Here is a 20,716-nt window from a genome sequence, read left to right as displayed (position 1 = left end):
TGTAGGTTCCCTACAGCTGCGGGCGCCCAAACCGTCACTAGACTTGCCAACAGGGTTCGTCCTTTGTGTGGAAGCTACTTAAGCTCCGGCATGACTCAGCCCGCCAGCAACCAGAGCGCCACAGAACCAATCTGCAACAGAGCCGGAGACACTTGATGAGCCACGATCTGACCACGACCGCGGGAAAGATTGCCGATTTCCGTGACCGCCAGGCCCGTGCTGAGCAGCCCTCCGGCCCCGAAGCGATCGAAAAGCAGCACGCGCGCGGCAAGAACACCGCACGCGAACGCATTGGCCTCCTGCTGGATGAAGACTCGTTTGTGGAATTCGACGCCCTCGCGGTACACCGCTCCACCGCGTTCGGCATGGACAAAAAGAAGCCCCTCGGTGACGGCCTGGTATCCGGCTACGGAACGGTGGACGGCCGGCTGGTGGCTGTCTACAGCCAGGACTTTTCGGTCTACGGCGGCTCCCTCAGCCAGGTCAACGGGGAAAAGATCGTCAAGGTCCAGGAATTCGCATTGCGCAACGGCTGCCCGGTGGTGGGAATCCTGGACGGCGGCGGCGCCCGCATCCAGGAAGGCGTGGCATCGCTGGCAATGTTCGCGGACATCTTCCGCAACAACGTCCACGCTTCCGGCGTGGTCCCCCAGATTTCCCTGATCATGGGGCCTTCCGCGGGCGGCGCGGCCTACTCCCCCGCACTCACCGACTACGTGGTGATGGTGGACAAGACCTCGCACATGTTCATTACCGGCCCCGACGTGATCAAGACCGTCACAGGCGAGGACGTGGACATGGAGACCCTGGGCGGAGCGCGCCAGCACAATGCCACCACCGGCACATCCACCTACCTTGCACAGGACGAAGCGGACGCCATCGAATTCGTGCGCGAGCTGCTGGACTTCCTGCCCTCCAACAATCTCTCCGAAGCCCCCGTGCAGGAGCACCAGCAGGAGCTGGAGATCGACGACGACGACCTCGCCCTGGACACGCTGGTCCCCGATTCCGCCAACCAGCCCTACGACATGCGCAGCGTTGTTGAGCAGATCGTGGATGACGGGCACTTCCTGGAGATGCAGGCGCTGTACGCGCCCAACGTCATGATCGGCTACGGCCGGGTGGAAGGCCACACGGTGGGCATCGTGGCAAACCAGCCGTTGCAGTTCGCCGGCACGCTGGACATCGCGGCCTCGGAGAAGGCTGCCCGTTTTGTCCGCCACTGCGACGCCTTCAACATCCCCATCATCACCCTGGTGGACGTCCCGGGCTTCCTGCCCGGCAAGGACCAGGAGTTCCAGGGCATCATCCGCCGCGGAGCGAAACTCCTCTACGCCTATGCCGAGGCCACCGTTCCCAAGCTGACGGTGATCACCCGCAAGGCCTACGGCGGCGCCTACATCGTGATGGGTTCCAAGAAGCTTGGTGCCGACCTGAACTTGGCCTGGCCAACGGCACAGATCGGCGTCATGGGCGCCCAGGGCGCCGTCAATATCCTGTACCGCCGGGACCTCGCGGCCGTGGCGGAAGCGGGGGGTGACGTCGAGGCCCGGCGCGCCGAGGTTATCCGCCAGTACGAAGAGGAACTCCTCAACCCCTACCAGGCGGCCGAGCTGGGCTACGTTGACGCCGTCATCGCACCCTCGGACACGAGGATCCAGATCATCAAGGGGCTGCGCGCACTCCGCGACAAGCGGGCCAGCCTCCCCACCAAGAAGCACGGAAACATCCCGCTGTGAATAGGGAGAACCCGGTGGTTGAGCCTGTCGAAACCCCTGAACCGCCTGCCGCTCCGCTGCTCTCTGTTGTCAAAGGACAGCCGAGCGCCGATGAACTGGCGGCCCTGACCACCGTCGTACTGTCCCTGGGCGGCTCGGAACCTGCCCCGGCCAGCACCCCGACGGTCCGCCACTGGGTGCGCCGGCAGCAGCTGCGGCTCGCTCCCACACCCGGCCCCGGCGCCTGGAAGCGCAGCCGGGGCTGATCCCCACCGCCTCCGAGACGTAGGCCCGCGCCTCCTTTCGGAACCTGCAGAGCGCGGCTAGTCTCGGGAGGTGACTACCGACACCGCTCCTGCCGCCCGCCCGAAGACCCGCATTGACGCCGTCGCTGACGAGTACACCGATACCCTCATCCGGCTGAACCCGTCATTCGCCACCACCCTGGGCGTGCCGGGACACGAAACCGAGTACCAGGATTTCTCGCCGGCAGGCATCGCAGAGTTCGCCGAGGCAGCCAGGAAGGCACTCACCGACCTTGAGGGCCTGGCGCCCGAGGACGACGTGGACGCCGTCACGTTGGACGCGATGCAGGAACGGCTGGGGCTGCAGCTGCTGATCCATGCCTCCGGCTGGGAATATGCCGACCTGAACAACATCGCCTCCCCCGCCCAGGACATCCGGGCGATCTTCGACCTCATGCCCACGGCCACCGAACAGGACTGGGCACACATCGCAGGCAGGGCGCACAACGTCCCCGGTGCCGTGGACGGCTACATCGAGTCCCTCCGGCAGGCCCGTGACTCCGGCCGGGTGGCAGCCGCGCGCCAGGTCAACATCGTCATCGAGCAGGCCACGAAGTACGCAGCCGGAGACGGCTTTTTCGCGAAGCTGGCCGCCGGAGCCGCCACCCCGGAGGGTCCGTTGTCTCGAGGCGTCCGGCAAAAACTCGACGCCGGAACTGTCGCCGCCCGCCGCGCCTACACCGACCTTGCTGAATTCCTCCGGACAGAACTCCTCCCCGCCGCCCCCGAAAAGGACGCCGTCGGACGCGCCCGCTACGCCCTCGCCTCCCGCGCCTTCCTCGGTGCCACGGTGGACCTGGAGGAGACCTACGCCTGGGGCGTGGAAGAACTGGACCGCCTCATCGCCGAACAGGAGAAGGTGGCCTCCACGATCAAAGCCGGCGCCAGCATCGCCGAGGCAAAGGACATCCTCAACAACGATCCGGCCCGGCAGCTGAAGGGGACCGGGGCGCTGCGGGAATGGATGCAGGAACTTTCCGACAAAGCTGTGTCCGAACTCGCCGGCGTTCATTTCGACATCCCGGACGTCATGAAGAAGCTGGAATGCCTGATCGCCCCCACCGACGAGGGCGGCATCTATTACACGGGACCGTCGGATGACTTCAGCCGGCCGGGCCGCATGTGGTGGTCCGTTCCCGCAGGCGAGGACACCTTCACCACCTGGGCCGAAACCACCACCGTCTACCACGAGGGCGTCCCGGGCCACCACCTCCAGGTAGCCACCGCCACCTACCGTCGGGAACTGCTCAACAAGTGGCGGCGGAACGTGTGCTGGACCTCCGGCCACGGCGAAGGCTGGGCACTCTACGCCGAGAAACTGATGCAGGAACTGGGCTACCTGAACGACCCCGGAGACCACATGGGCATGCTGGACATGCAGCGGATGCGGGCAGCACGCGTGGTGTTCGATATCGGCGTCCACCTGGAACTCACGGTTCCGGCACGCTGGGGTTCCGGAACCTGGACCCCGGACAAGGGCTACGGGTTCCTGAAAGAAAACCTCCCTATCAGCGAAGGGCAGCTCAACTTCGAGTTCACCCGTTACCTTGGCTGGCCCGGCCAAGCACCCTCCTACAAAGTAGGGCAGCGCCTGTGGGAACAGATCCGCGCCGAACTCGAAGCCCGGCCCGGCTTCGACCTCAAGGAGTTCCACACCAAGGCACTGAACATCGGCTCTGTTGGGCTCGATACCCTGAGGCGCGCCCTGCTCTAAGTTGCACAGGTTGGGCCCACGCCGGCAGGGTTCCCTGGCCGAGCTTGCGAGGCTAGGGAGCCGGTGGGGAGCAAGCTGCCGGAAGGCACCCACGCCGGGCCTTTTGCCTTGCTGGCAGGAGAGATATGCCACATCCTTGGCTGGAATAAGTAACAAAGCGGGCCGGAACCCTTGATTTTGCGCGGATCTTCTATAGGTGTCAGAATTTGGGGCGCGTAATATTTCTCAATGTTCGTTCGTCGTGATATGCGGGACGGACCTAACGTATTCGGGTGAGCACTCAGACAAGCACCCCCTCCCCCGCAGGAAAGACCGGCTTCCAGCTGCCCAAATGGGCCGGCTCGTTCGGCTTCCAGATCATCGCCGCCCTCATCGTCGGCCTCGGACTCGGCCTGCTGGCCAAGTACACCGGCAGTACCAAGGCCAGCCCTAACGGCCTCGGCGCAACGCTGCAGACCATCGGCTCCAGCTACGTGTCCCTGCTGCAGACCGCCGTCGTTCCCCTGATCTTCACGGCCGTCGTCAGCTCCATCTCCAACCTCCGCCAGGTGTCCAACGCCGCGAAGCTGGCGTGGAATACCCTGCTCTGGTTCGCCATCACCTCGCTGATCGCCGTGCTGATCGGCATCGGCCTGGGCGTCCTCCTGCAGCCCGGCGCCAACACCGGCATCACCGGCGAAGGCGAAGCGCCCAGCAAAGTGGGCGACTGGTGGGCCTTCCTGATCGGTCTGTTCCCCAAGAACTTCCTGGGGCTGGGTGCAAGCTCCACAGTGGCTGAGTCCGGTGCCGTCACCACGTCGGTCAGCTTCAATGTCCTGCAGATCCTGGTGATCGCCATTGCCGTGGGCGTCGCCGCCCTTAAGGTCGGCAAGGCCGCGGAGCCGTTCCTGACCCTCAACGCCTCTGCCCTGGCCGTCATCCAGAAGGTGCTCTGGTGGATCATCCGCATCGCTCCGCTGGGCACTGTTGGCCTCATCGGCAACGCGGTTGCCGTCTACGGCTGGGACACCATCGGCTCGCTGGGCAAGTTCACCTTCGCCATCTACGTTGGACTCGCCCTGGTGATCTTCGCGGTCTACCCCATCCTGGTCCGGACCCACGGCCTCTCCGTCAAGCAGTACTTCTCCGGCGTCTGGCCCGCAGTCCAGCTGGCCTTCGTCTCCCGTTCCTCCATTGGCACGCTGCCGCTCACGCAGCGCGTCACCGAACGCAGCCTGGGCGTCCCCCGCGCCTACGCCTCCTTCGCCGTGCCGCTGGGCGCCACCACCAAGATGGACGGCTGCGCAGCCATCTACCCGGCCATCTCCGCCATCTTCGTGGCCCAGTTCTTCGGCATCCAGCTCGACTTCAGCCAGTACCTGCTGATCGCCCTGGTTTCCGTCCTTGGCTCCGCTGCCACTGCGGGAACCACCGGCGCGGTCGTGATGCTCACGCTGACGCTCTCCACGCTGGGACTGCCGCTGGCCGGCGTCGGACTGCTGCTGGCCATCGACCCGATCCTGGACATGGGCCGCACCGCGGTCAACGTCGCAGGCCAGGCACTGGTCCCCACGATTGTGGCCAAGCGCCAGGGCATCCTGGACGAGTCGCTGTACAACGCACCCCGCAACGGCACCCCGTTCGTGGACGACAGCGACGCTGCCGGCGCACCGTCGGACGGCACGTCCACTGACACCGCACCCCGCGAACTGCAGGATGTAAAGGCCTAGCCGCCAGTCTTGGCTGCAGAAAGTCCCCGGGAACCTGACGGTTCCCGGGGACTTTTTTGTGCCTGCGGCTTTACCGGCCCGGAAGAATCAGCGTCCGGCTCCGCCGATCACACCGTTCTCCACCGCCTTGGTGACGGCATCAGCTTCGGCCTGGGTCAGCTTCCCGTCCGCGACGGCCTGGTCCAGGCGCGTCTTCAAAGCGGCAGCCTTCTCTGCCTGCTTTTCACTGCGAAGCTCCTCCAGCGCAGCGGTGACCTTGAATTCCTCAATACCCAGCGCAGCGGCCAGAGACTTCGCCAGTGCGGCGTCCCTGGTGGCTGCATCCGGCTTTGCGCCGTCAGCCAGCGCCGTGGTGGGCTTGTTGGCCTCCCGGAACGCCTGCAGCGCCTCGGTAACCTTTGCTTCCTCCACCCCAAGCTTCGCCGCGAGCGCGGACGCCTGGGCCGCACCCCGCTCGCCGCCGCGGCCACCGTGCTTTCCCATCCCGCCGGGCGTGGTGGTGCCGTCCGTCGAGGCGCTGGAACTGGCACTCGGGGCGGGAGTGGGGGTAGTGGTTGCGGAGGCCATGCCGGCGACTCCGATTCCGGCGCCAAGGGCCAGCGCGGTGGCTGACAGGCCGAGGGTCATTTTCTTTGTGCGTGACATTGTCTTGTCTCCTGGATCCGCCGTCGGTGACGGCTGCTGTTGGTGCGCCTCCTTCGAGGCATTCCAAGCTTCCGGGAGCAGGTTCTGGACAGGCTGTCGGGAACCTTTCATTCTCCTGTGAATCAAAACTTGCCCAGAGTGCAAACTTGCACGTAGTGTAAAAGCGTGACGACGTCCCCTCCAACAGCCGAAGCTGCCGCGGTCCCTTCCCGCCGGGAGCTGAACAAAGCCGCCACGCGCCAGGCCATTACCGACGCCGCTTTGGGGCTGCTGCGCGCAAAGGGCCCAGGGAACTTCACTGCTGAGGACATCGCCGAGGCCGCAGGGATATCGCGCAGGACCTTCTTCAACTATTTCAGCAGCACCGATGCCGCACTGGCCTCCATCGTCCACGGCTTCCTCGACATTGCCATCCAGCAGCTGCGGCTCCGGCCGGCGGATGAACCCATGCTTGAGTCGGCGCAGGCGGCCCTGATGGCCCTCGCCGACCCCAAGGCCGTGGCGCCGCTGGCGGAACTATTCACCCTGACCCAGCAGAGTCCGCTCATGTCACATACCGAACTTGAAGCGTGGGACCACTGCAGGGCGCAGGTGTTTGCCGTGGCCCGCGAGCGCGTTGCCGGCAACCGCGGCGAACAGGATGACCTGTATATCCATGCCCTGGCTGGGTCGGTCATCTCCTGCGGCAAGGCCGCAATGGAGGTCTGGTTCAGCCGCCGCGGACCAGACCTCTCACCGGCATCCCTCGCGGACCTGCGGCAGCTGCTCATCGACGCCATGGCGCTGCTGGGTGCCGGCTTCAATGGCCCGCAGCTCAAATCCACGCCACGCTCCCCGGTATCCACTGGATCCGCCACCCCAACAGACTCCCGTTCCTCCTGACCAGATCGGCTCCCCACATGGCACTGCTCCTTTACCGCCTTGGCAAGTTCTCCTACCGCCGGCGCTGGCTGGTCATCTCGCTTTGGCTCGCGGCGCTTGTGGCCGTGGGCGGCTCCGCCGCGGCCTTCCACGGCACTTTGTCCAATAACTTCCAGATCCCGGGCACGGAGACGCAGCGGATCGCGGACAAGCTGAAGGAGGAGCTGCCCTCGGCATCCGGCGGCACCGCAACGATCGTCTTCGAGGCGCCCGAAGGCGGCTTTACCGAGGAGAGCCGCACCGCCGTCACCGATGCGCTCAAGAAACTTGAGACCCTGCCGGACGTCCGGGGCACGGTGGATCCGTTCGCCACCCAGGCCCAGGTGGACCAGGCAGCGCAGGCCATCACCGACGGCGGACAGCAGCTCGCCGCCGGCGAGGCCCAGCTGGCCGCCTCCCGGACAGAGCTGGAGGCCGGGGCGGCGCGGCTCGCCGCAGCCGAGCAGCAGCTCGTTGCGGCCGGCGCCCCTGCTGCACTCATCGAGGCACAGTTGGGGCAGCAAAAAGCCGGGCTGGCGGAAGGCCAGGCAAGGCTCGACGCCGGCGCCCGGGAACTGGAGGCCAACAAAGCCAGGCTTGAGCTGGGCAAGCGCCAGGCGGAGGCGTCGTCGGCCATCCGGTTCGTTTCCGAAGACGGCCGCGCGGCAGTCGCGCAGGTGCAGTTCAACACCTCCATTAACGGGCTCAGCCCGGAGGTCCGGCACGAGGTCCAGGACATCGCCCACGAAACGTCCGCCGCGGGCGTCACGGCGCTGGCCAGCAAGGAAATCACCGAGGACATTTCCGAGCTCTTCGGTGCCGCCGAGATCATCGGTATCGCTGTGGCGGCCCTGGTCCTGATCATTATGCTGGGCACCCTGATCGCCGCCGGGCTCCCGCTGCTGATGGCGGTGGTCGGCGTGGGTGTGGGCGTCGGAATTACGTTCGCCCTCTCCGGCCTTTTCGACATGAGCTCCATCTCCCCCATGCTGGCCCTGATGCTCGGCCTCGCCGTGGGAATCGACTACTCCCTGTTCATCGTGAACCGGCACCGGACCCAGCTCCTTGCAGGAATGGATCCGGAGGAGTCGGTAGCGCGTGCCACCGGCACCTCAGGCAATGCCGTGGTCTTCGCCGGCCTCACCGTCATCATCGCCCTGGCGGCGCTTGTGGTCCCCGGCCTTCCCTTCCTTGCCGTCATGGGCCTCGCTGCCGCCGGAACCGTGGCGGTAGCGGTCCTGGTGGCCATCACGCTGACCCCGGCCATGCTGTCCCTGATCGGCAGGCGCATCATCTCCCGGCGGGCCTGGGCGAAAGCCGAAGCGCACAACGCCGAGCCCGGCCACGAGGCAGCGGACGAGGCCACGGACCGCGAGCGCAGCACACACGGCTGGGGCGGCCTGGTCACGCGCCACCCCGTGATGGCGCTGATCGCGGGCATTGTGCTGCTGGGCACCCTGGCCCTGCCGGCCACCCAACTGCAGCTTGCATTGCCCGACGGCGGATCGGAACCCGTGGAGTCCGAGGCCTACCAGGCCTATGACCTGACAGCCCGCAGCTTTGGCGAAGGCGTCACCGGGCCCATCGTTGCCGTGGGCGAATTCCCCGCCAACCTTGACGAGGCCCAGGCGCAGGCCCTGCAGTACGACGTCGCCGACAAGCTCCGTGCGGTGGACAACGTGGTGGCGGCCGTTCCCGTCGCGCTCAGCGAGGACCGCCGGACCGCCGTTTTCCAGGTCATCCCCAAGGAAGGCCCGGCCAGCGCCAGCACCGTCCAGGTGGTCTCGGAACTGCGCGGGCTCAATGATGAGATCCAATCTGAATACGGTGTTGCCATGGGCCTGACGGGGCAGACGGCCGGCAACGTGGACGTCTCCACGAAACTTGGTGACGCCCTGCCGCCGTACCTGGCGATCGTCGTCGGCCTTTCCCTGATCCTGCTGCTGCTCGTGTTCCGCTCCATCGTGGTGCCGCTGCTCGCCACCGGCGGGTTCCTGCTCTCCCTCGCCGCCGCGTTCGGTGCCGTGGTGGCCGTGTACCAGTGGGGCTGGCTGGGGAACGTCTTCGACGTCGCCAACCCCGGCGCTGTGCTGAGCTTCCTGCCCATCATCCTGATCGGCGTGCTGTTCGGCCTGGCCATGGACTACCAGGTGTTCATCGCCTCGGGCATGCGTGAGGCCTACATGCACGGCTCGTCCGCCAAGGAGGCCGTCCGGGTGGGCTTCCGCCACGCCGCCGCCGTGGTGACGGCCGCCGCGATCATCATGGTGAGCGTGTTCGCCGGCTTCATCTTCAGCCACCTGACCATGGTCCGGCCGCTGGGCTTCGCGATGGCGTTCGGCGTGCTGCTCGATGCCTTCGTGGTGCGCATGACCATCGTCCCGGCCGTGATGTACCTGCTGGGCGAAAAGTCCTGGTGGCTGCCGCGCTGGCTGGACCGGATCCTGCCGGACGTGGATGTGGAGGGCGCCAAGCTCAACCGCGCCGAATCCGCTCCCGCGTCCGGGGCACTGGTCCACTAGGCCGGCGCCCGTCAATTAGGCTGGAACCGTGCTCCGCCTGATTCTCGCTTCCCAGTCCCCCGCCCGCACCAAGCTCCTGGCCGAGGCCGGCATCCAGCATTCGGTTCTGGTGTCGGACGTGGACGAGGACGCCGTGCAGGCACGCTACGGCGTCACCGATCCGCACGACACCGCGCTGCTGCTGGCCCGGGCGAAGGCTGAGGCGGTGGCCGCGCTGCCGGAGGCCGAGGGGGCGCTGGTGCTGGGGTGCGACTCCGTCTTCGAGTTCGACGGCGAGGCGCACGGCAAGCCGTACACGGCCGCCGTCGCGCGCGAGCGCATGCTCCGGATGAGCGGCAATGCCGGGGTCCTGCACACGGGGCACTGGCTGGTGGACTGCCGGGACACGGATCCCGACGACGACGGCGGGGAGCCGGGCTCCGGTGCCACGCTGGGAACGGTCGCCTCCGCCGAGGTCTCCTTCCTGGAGATGGAACCGGCGGAGATCGACGCCTACATCGCCACCGGCGAACCGCTGCACTGCGCCGGATCCTTCACCATCGACGGCCTGGGCGGGGCCTTCATCCGGAAGGTCGATGGCGACCCGCACGCCGTCGTCGGACTTTCCGTCTCCACCCTCCGCGGCCTCCTCGCCTCCGCGAACGTGCGCATCACGGACCTGTGGGCCGCGCAGTAAAACGTCCCCTTTTCGGCTCGTCTTGTAGCTTCCCTACAAAGCATTGGCGCTTTACACGCGGATTCCGCAAGTAATATCGGCGGAACCCTCAAAACCGCGCTAGGCTCCCTGAAGGAAAGAAGGAGACGCCTTGTCAGCAAATTTTGAGCAGTCCGCAGGTCCCACGCAGTCGACCCTCACAAAGGTGCTGATCGCCAACCGCGGAGAAATCGCCGTCCGCATCATCCGGGCGGCACGCGATGAAGGCATCGCGTCCGTGGCTGTCTACGCCGACCCGGACCGCGACGCCCTGCACGTCCGCCTTGCTGACGAGGCTTACGCCCTGGGCGGCAACACCGCCGCCGAGTCGTACCTGGTGATGGACAAGATCATCGACGCCGCCCGCCAGTCAGGTGCGGACGCCATCCACCCCGGCTACGGCTTCCTGGCAGAAAATGCCCAGTTCGCCGCCCGGGTAATCGAGGCCGGCATTACGTGGATCGGACCGTCCCCCGAAGCCATCTCGGCCCTGGGCGACAAGGTCCAGGCGCGCCACATCGCCGAAAAGGTGGGCGCTCCCCTGGTTCCCGGCACTGCCGACCCCGTCGAGACGGCCGACGAAATCCTGGCCTTCGTGGACCGGCACGGGCTGCCCGTCGCCATCAAGGCAGCGTTCGGCGGCGGCGGCCGCGGCATCAAGGTGGCCCGCACGCGGGAAGAAATCCCCGAACTTTACGAATCGGCCGTCCGTGAAGCCACTGCCGCCTTCGGCCGCGGCGAGTGCTTCATCGAGCGCTTCCTGGACGCACCGCGCCACGTGGAAACGCAGTGCCTGGCCGACGCCTACGGCAACGTGGTGGTGGTCTCAACGCGAGACTGCTCACTGCAGCGCCGCAACCAGAAACTGGTGGAGGAAGCCCCCGCCCCGTTCCTCACCGAGGACCAGAACCGCCGGCTCTACGAATCCTCCAAGGCCATCCTGAAGGAGGCCGGCTACCTGGGCGCCGGCACCTGCGAATTCCTGGTGGGCCAGGACGGCACCATCTCCTTCCTCGAAGTGAACACCCGCCTCCAGGTGGAGCACTGCGTCTCCGAGGAAGTCACCGGCATCGACCTGGTCCGCGAGCAGTTCCGGCTGGCACGCGGCGAGGAACTCGGCTACGGCGACCCCGAGGTGCGCGGCCACTCCTTCGAGTTCCGCATCACCGGCGAGGACCCGGGCCGGAACTTCATGCCCGCCCCGGGCACCATCCGCGTCCTCAAGAACCCCACCGGCCCCGGCATCCGCATCGATTCCGGCATCGAGCAGGGTGACGTGATCAGCGGCAACTTCGACTCCATGCTGTCCAAGCTCATCGTGACCGGCGCCAGCCGGAAACAGGCACTGGAGCGGTCCCGCCGGGCATTGGACGAGGTGGTGGTCGAAGGCATCCCCACCGTCATCCCGTTCGATCTTGCCGTTGTGTCCGATCCGGCGTTTGCCCCCGCCGAAGGTCCCTTCAAGGTCCACACCCGCTGGATCGAAACCGAATTCGTGAACAACCTGGCCCCCTGGGCCCCCGACGCCGGCACCGGCGCGGAGGATGCCGCCGAGGACCGCCAGCGCGTGGTGGTCGAAGTTGGCGGCAAACGCCTCGAAGTGGTGCTGCCCGCTTCGCTGGGATCGGTTGGAAGCGGTGCTCCCGCTGCCGCCAAGCCCGGCAAATCCAAGAAGCGTATCCGCTCGGGCGGCACGGCAGCCGCCACCGGCAACGCCCTCACATCCCCCATGCAGGGCACCATCGTGAAGGTGGCAGTGGCTGAGGGAGAGACCGTGGCCGAGGGAGACCTGGTAGTGGTCCTGGAAGCCATGAAGATGGAACAGCCGCTGACGGCGCACCGTTCCGGCACCATCACCGGCCTCACGGCAACTGCCGGTGAGACCGTGTCCGCCGGTGCCGTCATCGCCACCATCGAAGACTAGACAGGCCCGGAGGCTCCCATGCTCGCACCCAGCTTTCAGGAAGAAGTGGACCGCTACCACCTGGCGGTCCCCGAAATCACCCGCGGCAACCCCGCGCCCATCAAGGAGTTGTATTCACAGCTCGACGACGTCACCCTGGCGAACCCGTTCGGCGGCATCGCACGGGGCTGGGCGCAGGTGGAGGCCCGGCTGGACCAGGCAGCCCGCCAGTTCCAGGACGGTGAGATGCTCGGGTTCGACACCATCACGTCCTACACCGCACGGGACACCGCCTACCTCGTGGAAACCGAACACTTCCGCGCCCGCCTGGACGGTGGGGCCGTGGAGGAGTTCGCACTTCGCGTGACCAGCATCTTCCGGCGCGAGGAAGGCTACTGGAAGCTGGTGCACCGGCATGCCGATCCGGCTGCCCGGCCCCAGTCCCGCCGGTCGCTGACCCAGCCCGCCGCTTCCTGACGCAAACCGCCGGCAGGTGCCGGACTGCCCTGGCAGCCCGGCAAGCTGCTGACAGGATCCGGCGGGCGGGGCACACTTAGCAGATGTTGCCTTTCCTGCTCCTGGCCTCGCGTGCCGAGGATGCCGCAGCCGAAGACGAGTACGCCGCCTACCTCCGGTACGGCGGGCTGCAGCCGCGGGAACTGCACAGGGTCCGGCTGGAGGCGGGCCCGCTGCCTGACATTGAGCTGTCCGATTACTCCGGTGTGATTGTCGGCGGCAGCCCCTTCACGTCCAGCGACCCTCCGGAGCAGAAGAGCCGGGTGCAACACCGGGTGGAACGCGAACTGTCGGGGCTCCTGAACCGGCTGGTGGCACAGGACTTTCCGTTCCTGGGAGCCTGCTACGGGGTGGGAACCCTGGGTACCCACCAGGGCGCCGTCATCGACCGGACCTACGGCGAACCGTTGGGCGGCGTGGAGATCGAGCTGACGGAGGCAGGCCTCGCGGACCCGGTACTGAAAGGGATGCCGCGTACCTTCACGGCCTTCACCGGGCATAAGGAGGCCTGCACCACCTTGCCGCCGCAGGCAGTGCTGCTGGCCAGGTCCGCGGCCTGCCCGGTGCAGGTGTTCCGGATCCGGAGCAACCTGTATGCCACCCAGTTCCATCCTGAGCTGGACGTTGACGGGCTTGTGACCCGTATCGACATCTACCGGCACGCCGGCTACTTCCCTCCGGAGTCGGCGGAGGAGCTGATGGACAGTGCCCGGCAGTTCACCGTCACCGAGCCCATGAACGTGCTGCGGAACTTCGTGGCGCGCTACGCGCTCTAGCTGCGCCGCCCCGCCGTCGTACCTTCCTGCCCGGTTTCTGCCCGCTTACTGCCTCCCGGACAGGAAAATGCCCGGCACAATCCCCGCGGATACGGGGATCGTGCCGGGCACCTCAGCCACCAAGTGGGCTGGAACGCGCGGAATGCGTCAGGCCACGTTGTTTTCGTAGTCCAGGTCGCGGGTTTCCTTGCTGACGAACAGGGCAATGAGGGTCAGCACGGCCATGGCGGTGAGGTAGATGCCCACCAGGACGGGGCTGCCGTCGGCCATTTCCCACAGCGCCACGGCGATGAACGGCGCAACCGCAGCACCCAGGATGCTGGAGAAGTTGTAGCTGACAGCGGACCCGGTGTACCGGACGTTTGTGGGGAACAGCTCTGGCAGCAGCGCACCCATGGGCCCGAAGGTGAGTCCCATCAGGGAGAAACCGATGACCAGCAGGGCCATGGTCCCCACGAAGCCGCCGCTGAACAGCGGGACGAACAGCAGGCCGAAGATGAAGATGCCGCCGGTAACAGCGAGCAGCATCTTGCGCCGGCCGTACTTTTCGGCCAGCGGTCCGGAGACCAGCGTGAAGATACCGAAGAACACGACGCCGGCGATCAGCATCCAGAGGAAGTCGTTGCGGGTGTAGCCCAGGCCGGGAACGAAGGCAGCCGCGGCGGCCTCCGTCATCGGCTTTCCGGCCTTTTCGGCGGCGGCCCTGGCAGCCTCGAGGCTGGCCGGCCGGGTGCCGTAGGTCAGGGTGAACGTGGTCATCAGGTAGAAGAGCACGTAGGTGGCGAGCATGATGAACGTGCCCAGGATCAGCTGGCGCCAGCTCGTCTTGAAGACGCGGCCCAGCGGCAGCTTGGCCACCTCGTTGGACTCGAGGACCTTGGTGAAGGCGGGCGTCTCGATGAGCTTGAGGCGGACGTAGAGGCCGATGATCACCATAACGGCGCTGAGCAGGAACGGCACGCGCCAGCCCCAGGCCTGGAAGTCAGCCGGCGACAGGGCGTAGCTGAAGACAAGGAAGATGACGTTCGCGATGATGAAACCGATCGGCGCGCCCAGCTGCGGGAAGGTTCCGTAGATGGCCCGCTTGTTGGCGGGCGCGTTCTCGGTGGCCAGCAGGGCGGCCCCGCTCCATTCGCCACCCAGTGCCAGGCCCTGGGCAAACCGCATGACCACCAGCAGGGCCGGAGCCCAGAATTCCCAGCCCGGCACCAGCGCGGTGGGCAGGCAGCCGATCAGGAAGGTGGCGATACCCATTGTCAGCAGCGAGGCCACCAGGGTGCCTTTGCGGCCGAACTTGTCGCCGAAGTGCCCGAAAACGATGGAGCCGAGCGGGCGGGCGATGAAGGCAACGCCGAACACTGCGAAGGAGCTCAGCAGCTGGGTTGTCTCGTTCTGGTTGGGGAAGAACAGCTGCGGGAACACGAGCACCGCGGCAGTGGCATAGACGTAGAAGTCGTAAAACTCGACCGTGGTGCCGATCAGGCTGGCAACGATCACGCGGCCGCGCGAGTTCACCGGCTGGGGCGAACCGGGCACCGTGGACGTATCGGTGGATGACATAGGTAAACGCTTTCGCTAGAACCGGCCGGAGGCTGGCATTGCCCCCGGCTCGAAATAGTTAGAGTTCAATATTAGTTCCCGCGGTCCAGTCAATGGACGAAAGGTCCAGCATGCGGACCTGTGCCGTGTGTCTCGTTTTTGTCACCCTACTCCTGCCTAACGGCTGCCAAAAGGCGCCGATAGGCAAATGTCACAGCGCGTTAACACACGGCGTCGGTCCGTGAAACGCGCCCTACCTACCGTGGAGGAACAACATCCCCCCGAAGGAGGTAACCCGTGACTGTTGACCGCACCGCTGATGCCGGCACCGGCAATTCCCTGGACCTTGACGATGCACAGGCCCCGGAAACCGTTGCCGCATCCGCCAGCGCACAGCCCGGCTCTACCCGCACCACAGACGCCCCCGTCCTTGAATTCCGCCCCGGCCGCTGGATCGCCAACTGGGATGCCGAGAACAAGGAACAGTGGGAATCCGCCGGCCGCACCATCGCCCGCCGCAACCTGAACTGGTCCATCTTCGCCGAATTCCTCGGCTTCGTCGTCTGGCAGCTCTGGTCCATCGTGGTGGTCCAGCTCCCCACGGCCGGGTTCACCTTCACCACGTCGGAAATCTTCTGGCTCATCTCGATGCCCAGCCTGGTGGGCGCGACGCTCCGCATCCCCTACACCTTCATGGTCCCCCGCTTCGGCGGCCGCAACTGGACCATTGTCTCCGCCCTGCTGCTCCTGATCCCCTCCGTCGGCCTGGCACTCTGCGTCTCCAACCCGGAAACGCCGTTCGGCGTCATGCTGCTCGTGGCAGCGCTGGCGGGCTTCGGCGGCGGCAACTTCGCCAGCTCCATGGCCAACATCACGTTCTTCTACCCCGCCCGTGAAAAAGGCTGGGCCCTGGGCCTGAACGCCGCCGGCGGAAACATGGGGGCCGCCGTCGCGCAGCTCGCCGTGCCCATTGCCATCACCCTGCTGGCCGCCGGGACCGTCAACCTGCCCCTGGCCGGCTGGATGTGGGTTCCGCTGATCCTGATCGCGGCGTTCGGCGCCTACAAGTTCATGGACAACCTCACCAGCGCCAAGGGCGACATCGCCGGTTCGGTGGCCGCCATCAAGGAACCGCACCTGTGGATCATGGCGCTGCTCTACATCGGCACGTTCGGCTCCTTCATCGGCTTCGCCGGTGTGTTCCCCAAGCTCATCAAGGACTACTTCCCCGAGTTCTCCTCCATCGGCGTCGGAACCGTTGCCCTCTCACTCGCCTTCCTCGGCCCCCTGGTCGGCTCGCTGGCCCGACCCTACGGCGGACGCATGGCAGACCGCATGGGCGGCGCGCGGATGACGGTCGCAGCCTTTGCCTCCATGGCCGTGATCACGCTGACCATGATCTGGACCCTGCCGCTGAAGAACTTCTGGCTCTTCCTGGTCCTGTTCCTGATGCTGTTCACCGCCAGCGGCTTCGGAAACGGAGCAACCTACCGCATGATCCCGGTCATCTTCGCCACCTCCAGCCGCGCCGCCCGCAAGGGTGCAAGCTCGGTGGCAACCCAGCGGCTGGCGTCCTCGGCCCTCGGCCTGATCTCCGCGATCGGTGCCTACGGCGGATTCGTCATCCCGCAGGTCCTGAACGCCTCCAACACGGCCAGCGGCTCCTACACACCGGCCTTCTACGGTTTCGTTGGGGCATACGTCCTGATGCTGGCTGTCTGCTGGTTCTGCTACATCCGCAACGCCAACCGAAATGCGATGGGACACGTCTAACATGACCAAAAGCGCCGACACGCACTGCCCTTACTGCGCCCTGCAGTGCGCCATGACGCTCACGTCTCCAGCGGAACTGGCCCCGGCTACCCAGCCGGGGCCAGTCCCCGTGACTGCACTGCCTGCCCCGGCGTCCCCCGGCGCGGCTCCCGCTGCCCCTGCCGCCCTCCTCGAGGTCCAGGGACGCGACTTCCCCACCAACCGCGGCGGGTTGTGCCGCAAGGGCTGGACCTCCGCAACGCTGCTCAACCACCCGGGCAGGATCACCGAGCCCCTGTTGAAGGGCCCGGACGGCGTCCACCGCCCCATCAGCTGGGAGCAGGCTTTGGACCTCGCCGTGTCCGCCGTGAAGGATGCCCGCGCACGCTACGGCGCGGACGCCGTCGGCGTTTTTGGCGGCGGCGGACTCACCAACGAGAAGGCCTACATGCTCGGCAAATTTGCCCGGCTGGCCCTCGGCACGTCCCGCATCGACTACAACGGCCGTTTCTGCATGTCCTCAGCCGCCGCGGCCGGGATGCGGGCCTTTGGCGTGGACCGCGGCCTCCCCTTCCCGCTGGAAGCCCTGGACACGGCCTCCACCATCATGATGCTCGGCTCCAACGTGGCCGAAACCATGCCGCCCTTCGTGCAGCACCTCAAGGGAACGCGCGACGCCGGCGGGCTGATCGTGGTGGATCCGCGCCGTTCCGCCACCGCGGCCTTTACGGCCGACGGCGGCGGCCTCCACCTCCAGCCCCTGCCGGGCACCGATCTCACCCTGCTGCTGGGCATCTCCCATGTGGTCATCCACGAGAACCTGGTGGACACTGCCTTTATCGAGGAGCGCACCTCGGGCTACAGCGCCGTAGTCCGCAGCGTCAACTCCTTCTGGCCGGAACGTGTCCAGTCCCTCACCGGCGTCCCGGCCGAACTCATCCGGGAAACCGCCCGCCGGCTGGCAGCGGGAGCCCGCCAGGGCGGCAGCTACATCCTTACCGGCCGGGGCGTGGAACAGCACATCGACGGCACCGACACCGCCACCGCCGCCATCAACCTCAGCCTCCTGCTGGGCCTGCCGGGCTCTGCCCGCAGCGGCTATGGTACGCTCACCGGCCAGGGCAACGGCCAGGGCGGCCGCGAGCACGGCCAGAAGGCGGACCAGCTGCCCGGCTATCGCAAGATCACCGATCCCGCCGCCCGCGCCCATGTGGCCAGAGTGTGGGGCGTTCCGGAAGAACTGATCCCGGGGCCCGGGCTGCCGGCCGTACAGCTCCTGAAGTCCCTGGGAAAGCCCGACGGCGTCCGCTGCCTTTTTGTCCACGCCTCCAACATCGCGGTGGCCTCCCCCGACGCCAACGCCGTAATCGACGGCCTGCGCAGCCTGGACTTCCTGATGGTCTGCGATTTCTTTATGTCCGAGACCGCCGCCGAGGCCGACCTTATCCTTCCCGTCCTCCAGTGGGCCGAGGAGGAGGGCACGCTGACCAACCTCGAGGGCCGCGTCCTGCGCCGCCGCCGGGCCCTGACACCGCCGGCCGGTGCCCGCAGCGAGCTGTGGATCATGGCACGTTTGGCGGAGGCCCTCAACGCCCCCTCCAGCTACAGTGAAGACCCGGAAACCGTCTTCGAGGAACTCCGGCTGGCCTCCGCCGGCGGGCTCGCCGACTACTCCGGCATCGACTACGCCATGCTCGACCGGGGAGAGGCCGCCTACTGGCCCTACCCCGCGGGCAGCACCGGAACGCCGCGGCTGTTCCAGGACCGCTTTGCGCACCCCGACGGCAAAGCCGTGATGACCCCGGTGACGCCGCGCCGCCGTCGTACCCCCGCTGCCAATCCGGACCCGGCCGCTAAAACCATGACCCTCATCACCGGCCGGCTCCTGGAGCACTACCAGTCCGGCGCCCAGACCCGCCGGGTGACCGAACTCCTGGCATCACAGCCGGAAGCACAGATGCAGATCCACCCGGCGGCAGCGGAAGCTATGGGTATCACCGCCGGTTCCCTGGTGTCCTTGGCCAACGAGCGCGGCGAGGTGGTGTGCCGGGCCGAGCTGAGCACGGCCATCCGCCCCGAGACGGTCTTCCTGCCCTTCCACTTCCCCGAACTCGAAAGCGCCAACCGCCTGACGGAGGCCGCCACGGACCCCGTTTCCGGGATGCCCGAGTTCAAGTTCAACAAGGTTTGGGTACGGCCCGTGGCCGTTCCCGTTTCCAGCAACGTGCTTCAAACGACGGAGGCCTCATGAGCGAGCAGATTGTCATTGTGGGATTCGGGCCCGTGGCGGCCCGGCTGGTGGACGAACTGCTGCCGGCCGTGCGCGCCGGACACGCCCGCCTGACAGTGGTCGGAGAAGAAGCGGAAGCCGCGTACAACCGCGTCCTCGTGGCCGATCTCGGGGTGGGACGCACCACCGCTGACGCGCTGGCACTCTCCGACGCAGACGCACTGGCCGCCGACGGTGTTGACGTCCGCCTGGGTGTCCGCGTCCGCCGCGTGGACCGCGCCCGGCAGCAGGTCCTCCTGTCCGACGGTTCCACCGCCCATTACGACCGGCTGGTCTTCGCCACCGGTTCCCGTCCGGTGATCCCCAACCTCACCGGCATCAACCCCGACCCCGTCTCCCCTGTCCTTCCGGCGGGTGTGACGGCGCTCCGCGACCTCCGCGACGCGGATGTGCTGCGGCAGGCCGTGGACGGCCGCAAGCGCGTGGTGGTCCTGGGCGGCGGCGTCCTCGGCCTGGAGACAGCCCTTGCCGCGGCCGAGGAAGGTGCCACCGTCACCGTTGTGCACAACGGCCCGCACCCGCTGGGACGCAACATCGACCGCGGCGGCGGGGCCGTCCTGGCCGCAGGGCTGCGGCGCTGCGGCGTCCGGATGGCCGGCAACGCGCGGTCCACCGGGGTTGAGCACAACGCCCCCGACGGCGGCTTCTCGGCTCTGCTGCTCGACGACGGTTCGGCGATTGACGGGGACCTCCTGGTCATCTCGTGCGGGGTTCGTCCCCGCACCGAACTCGCCGAAGGCTGCGGACTGTCCACATCCGCCGGGATCCTGGTGGACCACCGGCTCCGGGCGCATCACGAACCGCACATATTTGCCATCGGCGACTGCGCGGAGGTGCGCTGCCCGGATCCGGAGTGTGCAGCCTGCCGCAACGCGAAGGGCCCCTCCGGCCTGGTGGGGCCGGGCTGGCGCCAGGCTGAATGGCTGGGTGAGTACCTGGGCCTCCTCGTTGCAGGCGCCGTGGAGGACGCTGACCTGCTGCCGGAACTGCCTGCTGAGCAGCCCGGCGTGATCGTCCTCAAGGCGCGCGGCATGAACATGGCAGTGGCCGGGGACAACAGCGCCGAGCCGTGGGACGAGGAAGTCCTGACTGCGGGTGCAGTGAACGGGCGGCCGCGCCTGCAGATCGCCCAGTGGGCGGATCCGGAGCACGGCCGCTACGTGAAGATGACCACCCGCGGCGGCGTGCTGGAGGGCCTGGTGTCGGTGGGAATGCCGCGCACGGCGGCCGAGCTGGTGGGGCTCTTCGAGCGTTCCGCCGAGCTGCCCGCGGACCGGTCACTGCTCCTGCGCCTCGATGGGCCGGACGGGCTGCCCGGTGCCGGGGCTGCCGACCCGCAGAGCACCGTTTGCCGGTGCGCAGGCGTCAGCGGGGCGGCGATCCAGGGAGCGGTCGAGGACGGCTGCTCCACCGTTTCCGAGGTATCCAAGGCAACCCGTGCCGGCACCGGCTGCGGCGGCTGCCACGAGGACATCAAGGGGCTCATCGAAAAACACTTCCGGGCGGTCTCGGCCGCCTAACCAGGCCCCCGGTGGTTGAGCCTGTCGAAACCGGGGCTCTTACACCGGAGCCTTTGGAATGATGATCCACAGCGCGATGTAGACCAGCTCGCCGATCCCCACCAGGCCGAAGATCACGAAGCCCAGCCTGACCAGGAATTTCGGGAGGCCGAACCGGGCAGAAAGGGCCGCGCAGACCCCGCCGATCATCTTTCCGCGGCGGGGCCGTTCAAG

At 67.1% G+C, this 20,716-nt stretch carries 16 protein-coding genes; 13 read left to right on the top strand and 3 right to left on the bottom strand.

Going from position 1 to position 20,716, the window contains the following annotated elements; translation table 11 throughout:
• The first annotated feature begins 155 nt into the window (after positions 1–155).
• From P2Q66_RS10700 to P2Q66_RS10685, 4 genes are all read left to right on the top strand, one after another.
• Positions 156–1,739, top strand: coding sequence for an acyl-CoA carboxylase subunit beta (locus tag P2Q66_RS10700; protein WP_079595614.1), 1,584 nt, complete (start codon positions 156–158; stop codon positions 1,737–1,739).
• 14 nt (positions 1,740–1,753) lie between these two features.
• Entirely contained in the window at positions 1,754–1,984 is a 231-nt protein-coding gene (locus tag P2Q66_RS10695; protein ID WP_275727922.1) for an acyl-CoA carboxylase subunit epsilon, read from the top strand.
• Positions 1,985–2,054: 70 nt separating this feature from the next.
• Positions 2,055–3,737, top strand: a complete 1,683-nt coding sequence (locus P2Q66_RS10690) for a DUF885 domain-containing protein (protein ID WP_275727920.1) — start codon at positions 2,055–2,057, stop codon at positions 3,735–3,737.
• Between the two features lie 272 nt (positions 3,738–4,009).
• Positions 4,010–5,446, top strand: coding sequence for a dicarboxylate/amino acid:cation symporter (locus tag P2Q66_RS10685; protein WP_115524312.1), 1,437 nt, complete (start codon positions 4,010–4,012; stop codon positions 5,444–5,446).
• 87 nt (positions 5,447–5,533) lie between these two features.
• Here the strand turns inward: P2Q66_RS10685 and P2Q66_RS10680 are convergent, their stop codons facing one another.
• Positions 5,534–6,091 carry a hypothetical protein gene (locus P2Q66_RS10680; RefSeq protein ID WP_275727917.1) on the bottom strand — a complete coding sequence of 186 codons (558 nt, stop codon included), beginning with the start codon at positions 6,089–6,091 and terminating at the stop codon, positions 5,534–5,536.
• Between the two features lie 165 nt (positions 6,092–6,256).
• Here P2Q66_RS10680 and P2Q66_RS10675 point away from each other — a divergent pair, with 165 nt between their 5' ends.
• The 6 genes from P2Q66_RS10675 to P2Q66_RS10650 all read left to right on the top strand — a co-directional run bounded on the left by P2Q66_RS10675 (position 6,257) and on the right by P2Q66_RS10650 (position 13,402).
• A complete protein-coding gene (locus P2Q66_RS10675) occupies positions 6,257–6,973 on the top strand; it encodes a TetR/AcrR family transcriptional regulator (RefSeq protein ID WP_079595619.1) in 717 nt (238 codons plus the stop codon).
• A 17-nt stretch (positions 6,974–6,990) separates the two neighbouring features.
• Entirely contained in the window at positions 6,991–9,513 is a 2,523-nt protein-coding gene (locus P2Q66_RS10670; RefSeq protein WP_275727914.1) for an MMPL family transporter, read from the top strand.
• 28 nt (positions 9,514–9,541) lie between these two features.
• Positions 9,542–10,189 (top strand): nucleoside triphosphate pyrophosphatase, encoded by a 648-nt coding sequence (locus tag P2Q66_RS10665; RefSeq protein ID WP_275727913.1) that lies wholly within the window; start codon positions 9,542–9,544, stop codon positions 10,187–10,189.
• A 130-nt stretch (positions 10,190–10,319) separates the two neighbouring features.
• Complete coding sequence (locus tag P2Q66_RS10660) at positions 10,320–12,131, top strand: biotin carboxylase N-terminal domain-containing protein (protein WP_275727911.1); 1,812 nt, start codon at positions 10,320–10,322, stop codon at positions 12,129–12,131.
• Positions 12,132–12,149: 18 nt separating this feature from the next.
• Positions 12,150–12,587, top strand: coding sequence for a nuclear transport factor 2 family protein (locus tag P2Q66_RS10655; protein WP_079595623.1), 438 nt, complete (start codon positions 12,150–12,152; stop codon positions 12,585–12,587).
• 83 nt (positions 12,588–12,670) lie between these two features.
• A complete protein-coding gene (locus P2Q66_RS10650) occupies positions 12,671–13,402 on the top strand; it encodes a glutamine amidotransferase (protein WP_275727907.1) in 732 nt (243 codons plus the stop codon).
• A 147-nt stretch (positions 13,403–13,549) separates the two neighbouring features.
• On the opposite strand, the gene P2Q66_RS10645 is transcribed toward P2Q66_RS10650, so the two are convergent.
• Entirely contained in the window at positions 13,550–14,962 is a 1,413-nt protein-coding gene (locus P2Q66_RS10645) for an MFS transporter (protein WP_079595625.1), read from the bottom strand.
• 276 nt (positions 14,963–15,238) lie between these two features.
• Here P2Q66_RS10645 and P2Q66_RS10640 point away from each other — a divergent pair, with 276 nt between their 5' ends.
• The 3 genes from P2Q66_RS10640 to P2Q66_RS10630 are packed head-to-tail and all read left to right on the top strand — an operon-like array spanning position 15,239 to position 20,503.
• Complete coding sequence (locus P2Q66_RS10640; protein ID WP_275727904.1) at positions 15,239–16,714, top strand: MFS transporter; 1,476 nt, start codon at positions 15,239–15,241, stop codon at positions 16,712–16,714.
• A 1-nt stretch (position 16,715) separates the two neighbouring features.
• The gene (locus P2Q66_RS10635) at positions 16,716–18,944 is read left to right on the top strand and encodes a molybdopterin oxidoreductase family protein (RefSeq protein WP_275727903.1); all 2,229 of its coding nucleotides are present in this window, start codon (positions 16,716–16,718) and stop codon (positions 18,942–18,944) included.
• Positions 18,941–20,503 (top strand): FAD-dependent oxidoreductase, encoded by a 1,563-nt coding sequence (locus P2Q66_RS10630; RefSeq protein WP_275727902.1) that lies wholly within the window; start codon positions 18,941–18,943, stop codon positions 20,501–20,503. Before P2Q66_RS10635 ends, P2Q66_RS10630 begins: the two co-directional genes overlap by 4 nt.
• 39 nt (positions 20,504–20,542) lie before the next feature.
• Here P2Q66_RS10630 and P2Q66_RS10625 read toward each other — a convergent pair.
• The coding region (locus P2Q66_RS10625; RefSeq protein ID WP_275727928.1) for a PspC domain-containing protein at positions 20,543–20,716 on the bottom strand (174 nt) is incomplete at its 5' end.

It is taken from the genome of Arthrobacter sp. Cr_A7 (genome assembly GCF_029222765.1).
Lineage (GTDB): Bacteria > Actinomycetota > Actinomycetes > Actinomycetales > Micrococcaceae > Arthrobacter.
The sequence above is the reverse complement of the archived record's forward strand: the minus strand, read 5'-3'. Positions and strand labels throughout refer to the sequence as shown.